The organism is Pseudomonas sp. MD195_PC81_125, from assembly GCF_014060985.1.
Taxonomy (GTDB): Bacteria; Pseudomonadota; Gammaproteobacteria; order Pseudomonadales; family Pseudomonadaceae; genus Aquipseudomonas; species Aquipseudomonas parakoreensis.
Genome location: NZ_JABULD010000519.1, coordinates 1 through 4,609 on the forward strand (window position 1 = coordinate 1; position 4,609 = coordinate 4,609).

At 60.5% G+C, this 4,609-nt stretch carries 2 protein-coding genes and 1 pseudogene; all 3 read right to left on the minus strand.

Going from position 1 to position 4,609, the window contains the following annotated elements; genetic code table 11:
- Positions 1-127: 127 nt before the first annotated feature.
- Positions 128-1,298, minus strand: a pseudogene (locus tag HT737_RS20655) (PilZ domain-containing protein).
- 35 nt (positions 1,299-1,333) lie between these two features.
- A complete protein-coding gene (gene alg8, locus HT737_RS20660) occupies positions 1,334-2,815 on the minus strand; it encodes a glycosyltransferase family 2 protein (protein WP_217436834.1) in 1,482 nt (493 codons plus the stop codon).
- Between the two features lie 246 nt (positions 2,816-3,061).
- Positions 3,062-4,378: a nucleotide sugar dehydrogenase gene (locus HT737_RS20665; protein ID WP_041064820.1), complete on the minus strand. Its 1,317-nt coding sequence runs from the start codon at positions 4,376-4,378 to the stop codon at positions 3,062-3,064.
- Positions 4,379-4,609 lie beyond the last annotated feature (231 nt).

Sequence of the window (4,609 nt, forward strand, 5' to 3'; positions counted from 1 at the left end):
CTTGCCAGCGATTCAGGCGGCTCGGTGTGTCAGACAGACCGCGTTGATCCAATCGCTGGCAAGCCAGCTCCCACAGGGATCGCGGTGTTCTCAGGAGACGGATGATAGTCACAGGCATGTCCTCGACTTAAAGACCGGCAGCCATGGCTTTGTCGATCAGCCAGTTCAGGTTCGGACCACGGTCGCTGTTCACTTCCACCGGACGGCCGGCGAAGCTGCTGTCCAGCGGTTCGTCCGGCTGGATCTGCACGCGGATGTCGGAGGACAGGTCGGCGCTTTTCAGGCTGGTGCTGCTGACGATCTTGCCGGTGCGGGTCTGGTCTTCGCCGGCGATCTGGAAGCTCACTGGCGTCCCCGGACGCACGTCGCCGAACTGGCGATAGGAGAAGCGCGCATCGACGGTGGCCTGGGTGTTGCGCGGCACCAGGGTGAAAATCACGTCGCCTTTGCTTGCGTACTGACCGTCAGCCACCAGTTGCTGGGCCACGGTGCAATCGCACGGCGAGGTCAGGGTGCCGGTCATCTGCTTGCCGAACAGTTCTTCCACCTTGGCCGGTTGCAACTGGTCTTCGTCGAGATGGCCCTTGAGCACGTCGAGCATGCTGGTGCTGAAGGTCGCCAGCGGGGCGCCTTTGGCGGCGACGCCGTCGGACTTGACCAGGCTCTGCACGGTGCCGTCACGCGGCATGGTGATGTTCATTCCCGGTACGCTGACCAGACCGGCCTGCGCATGGCTGACGAAGTACATGCCGTACACCGACTTGAAGACGAAACCGAACGCCACCAGGCCGATGGCGAATACCCCGGCGCCTGAAGGTCACCGCTTTCAGACGCCCGAACGGGGTCATGCCGCTGCCGCCGTCCTTGACCTTGCGCGCCTTGGTGAAGTTGTCGCGCTGCAGCGTCGCCAGCACTTCACCCATGCTGACGATGTCGCCGGCCAGGTGCGACGTGATCAGGTGACGCAGGGTCGAGATGTCTTGCGGTTCGAGGTTCTGGAACTGGCAACCGACGCGGCCGCTCTGGCGGTCGTAGGAGCGCACTTGCAGTTCGACGTCCATGGCCAGGCCGAGGTTGTCGATCACGAATTGCAGGCGTGCCTTGTACACGTCGCCGGTCTTGAGCGGCAGTTGTCCGGCGTTGAACGCCAGACCACCGGCGGACAGGTCCAGGACCCGCGCCTCGACCGGCGTCCGGTCCGGGCCGAAGAAGCGCAGTTTGGCCGGGATTTTCACTCGGGCGTGCTGACGCTGGGCTTCGGATTCATGCACTACGTTGGCGTTGACGGCGGTATTCATGGGGGCGATTTCCTTGTTAATTCAATAGGGGCAGGTCAGACCATCATCAGCAGCACGGCGACGAAAATGCTGCCGGCGGAGAAGGTCATGGTCCGAGACGACCAGGTGTTGAACCAACGTTGAAAGCTGGCGAGATCACGGGTCAGGGAAGTGGGTTGGCGCGTCCAGGATTGCTGGTCGAGGCGGAAGAACACGTAGATCTTCACCAGCGCACCGACGATCTGGTTGTAATACAGAATCACGGGATAGGCCGGGCCGATCCGGTGACCGGAGCACGACAGCAGCAAGGTCAGAATCAGGCGCGTGATGCCGATCCACAGCAGGTAGGCGAGGATGAACGCACCGCCGTACTTGAAGCTGGCGATGATCGCCACGGTCAGGCCCAGCAGCGAGGTCCACATCGACACACGCTGGTCGAACAGCACCACCGAGGTGAAGGCGCCGAGGCGTTTCACACCCAGGCCCAGCGCTCGCGAGTTCTGGCGCAGGTTGTTGCCGTACCAGCGGAACATCAGCTTGCGGCTGGCCTTGATGAAGCTCTTTTCCGGCGGATGTTCAACGGTGTTGATCGCGGCGTCCGGCACGTAAAAGGTGTCGTAACCCAGACGCATCAGGCTGAACCAGCTCGATTTGTCGTCACCGGTGAGGAACTTGAAACGGCCCAGGCGCCAGTGTTGCAGCGAGTCGCTTTCGACGTCGGCGATGAATTCCGGGTCGGTCACCACGGTGGCGCGGAACACCGACATACGCCCGGTCATGGTCAGCACGCGCTTGGACAGGGCCATCGAGCACATGTTGATGTGACGCTGGGCGAAACGCAGCTTGTGCCATTCGCTCATGATGTAGCCGCCGCGCACTTCGCAGAATTCGTTGGTGGTCAGGCCGCCGACATTGCCGAACAGCTGGAACCACGGCACGGTCTTGCGCACGGTGCCTTCGCCGAGCACGGTGTCGCCGTCGATCACGGCCACTACGGCGCGGTCGTCCGGCAGGTGACGGGAGATCGCGCGGAAACCGTAGGCCAGGCCATCACGCTTGCCGGTGCCGGGAATGCGCACGAAGTCGAGCTTCACCCGGTCTGGCGGATTCATCCGCGCCCACAGCGCTTTCACCAACAGCTCATCGGACATTTCGACGATCGAGCAGACCACGGTGGTCGGCAGTTCGCAGTCGATGGCTTCGCGGATCACCGAGCTGTAGACCTGCGCGGTGGTCAGCGCGTCGATACGGAAACTGGTGACCATCAGAAACACATGCGACGGGTCCGCCGCTTTACCCAGCTTGCGCACTTTGCGGCGCAGGTGCGGGTAAACGATGTAGAGAAAAATCATGCCGCGCACAAAGTGCGTTGCACCCATCGAGTAGCGCCAGATACCCACGGCGCCAATCAGGAAAATGAAGTCCTTCGACTCGGAGTCGAATGTGGACGTGGGCAGCATCAAGGCCAGACCCATCAACAAACTGAGGTAAAACAGCCAACCGGCGGCCTGAAGTAGGCCGTGCTTTAGCCTGTGCATAATCTGCATCCGTCTCTATCTCGGGCGAGCCTGTCGGGTGGCCCGATGGGGTTAAGGCAGGCATACAAAAACTTGCAAGGACATGTAGGAGCTGCCGAAGGCTTGCGATCTTTTGATCTTTTTCGGGTTCACTCAGGACTCAAGTGCGCCGGGTAAAGATCGCAGCCTGCGGCAGCTCCTACATTCCGGGATCACACATTGGTTGCGCGCCGCCTATGGGTTACGCGGCGGCGCGCAACGTCTGTGTTACCAGCAGATACCTTCAGTGCGAGTACCTGGGTTGGTGGCTTTGGCCATGAAGCCGACCAGGTCGATGACCTGTTTGCCTTGCGGAGCTTCCTGGGCCAGCGCGCGGAATTTCTCGTCGCGGTTGCCGAGGATGATCACGTCGGAGTTGTCGATCACCGAATCGAAGTCCGCGTTGAGCAGGGACGACACGTGCGGGATCTTCGACTCGATGTAGTCCTTGTTCGCGCCGTGAACACGGGCGTACTCGACGTTGCTGTCGTAGATGCTCAGGTCATAGCCCTTGCCGATCAGCATTTCGGCCAGTTCCACCAGCGGGCTTTCGCGCAGGTCGTCGGTGCCGGCCTTGAAGCTCAGGCCGAGCAGGGCGACTTTGCGTTTGTCGTGGCTTTCAACGATGTCGAAGGCGTTCTGCACTTGCGATTCGTTGCTGCGCATCAGCGAGTTGAGCAGCGGTGCTTCGACGTCCAGCGAACCGGCGCGGTAGGTCAGGGCGCGCACGTCTTTGGGCAGGCACGAACCGCCGAAGGCGAAGCCCGGGCGCATGTAGTACTGGGACAGGTTGAGGGTCTTGTCCTGGCAGACCACGTCCATCACTTCACGGCCATCGACGCCGACCGCTTTGGCGATGTTGCCGATCTCGTTGGCGAAGGTCACTTTGGTCGCGTGCCAGACGTTGCAGGTGTACTTGATCATCTCGGCGACAGCGATGTCCTTGCGGATGATCGGTGCGTCGAGTTCTTCGTACAGCGATTGCAGAACGTCGCCCGAGGCTTTGTCGAACTCGCCGATGACGGTCATCGGTGGCAGGTCGTAGTCCTTGATCGCGGTGGATTCACGCAGGAATTCCGGGTTGACCGCGACGCCGAAATCGACACCGGCCTTCTTGCCCGAGCAGTCTTCGAGGATCGGGATGACCACGTTGGCGACGGTACCCGGCAGCACGGTGCTGCGCACCACGATGGTGTGGCGGGTGGATTTTTCACGCAGCACGAAACCGATCTCGCGGCACACCGCCTCGATGTAGTTCAGTTCCAGGTCGCCGTTCTTCTTGCTTGGTGTACCGACGCAGATCATCGACAGGTCGGTGTCACGAATTGCTTCGGCGAAGTTGGTTGTACCGCGCAGACGACCGGTCTCGATACCCTGGGCCAGAAGTTCGCCCAGACCCGGTTCAACAATCGGCGACTTGCCGGCGTTGATCATGTCGATCTTGTCTTTGGCAACATCGACGCCAACCACGTCATGGCCCCGTGCAGACAGGCAACCGGCACATACTGCGCCAACGTAACCCAAACCAAATATGCTGATGCGCATCGCAAATACCTCTGTGTTTTATCAAGCCATTAGATGGCCGGAGTTAATGGTGTTCAGCGGTCATAGTGCACTCGAAAGTGCGGCAAACAGGCGCCACAATGCCGTGTGCAGGCATACTAAGTTCCGAGTGTCTAAATAAGTGCACTCAAGATGTGCGCAACTAGGCCTGGTTGTTATGACTTGCCCTGTTATGCAGCGGATCCTCTTGCTGGAAGACTCTTGTGCATGTTT

Excerpts from the sequence above, each read along its gene's own strand:
- alg8 (WP_217436834.1), bottom strand. The coding sequence starts at position 2,815 with ATGCACAGGCTAAAGCACGGCCTACTTCAGGCCGCCGGTTGGCTGTTT.
- HT737_RS20665 (WP_041064820.1), bottom strand. The coding sequence starts at position 4,378 with ATGCGCATCAGCATATTTGGTTTGGGTTACGTTGGCGCAGTATGTGCC.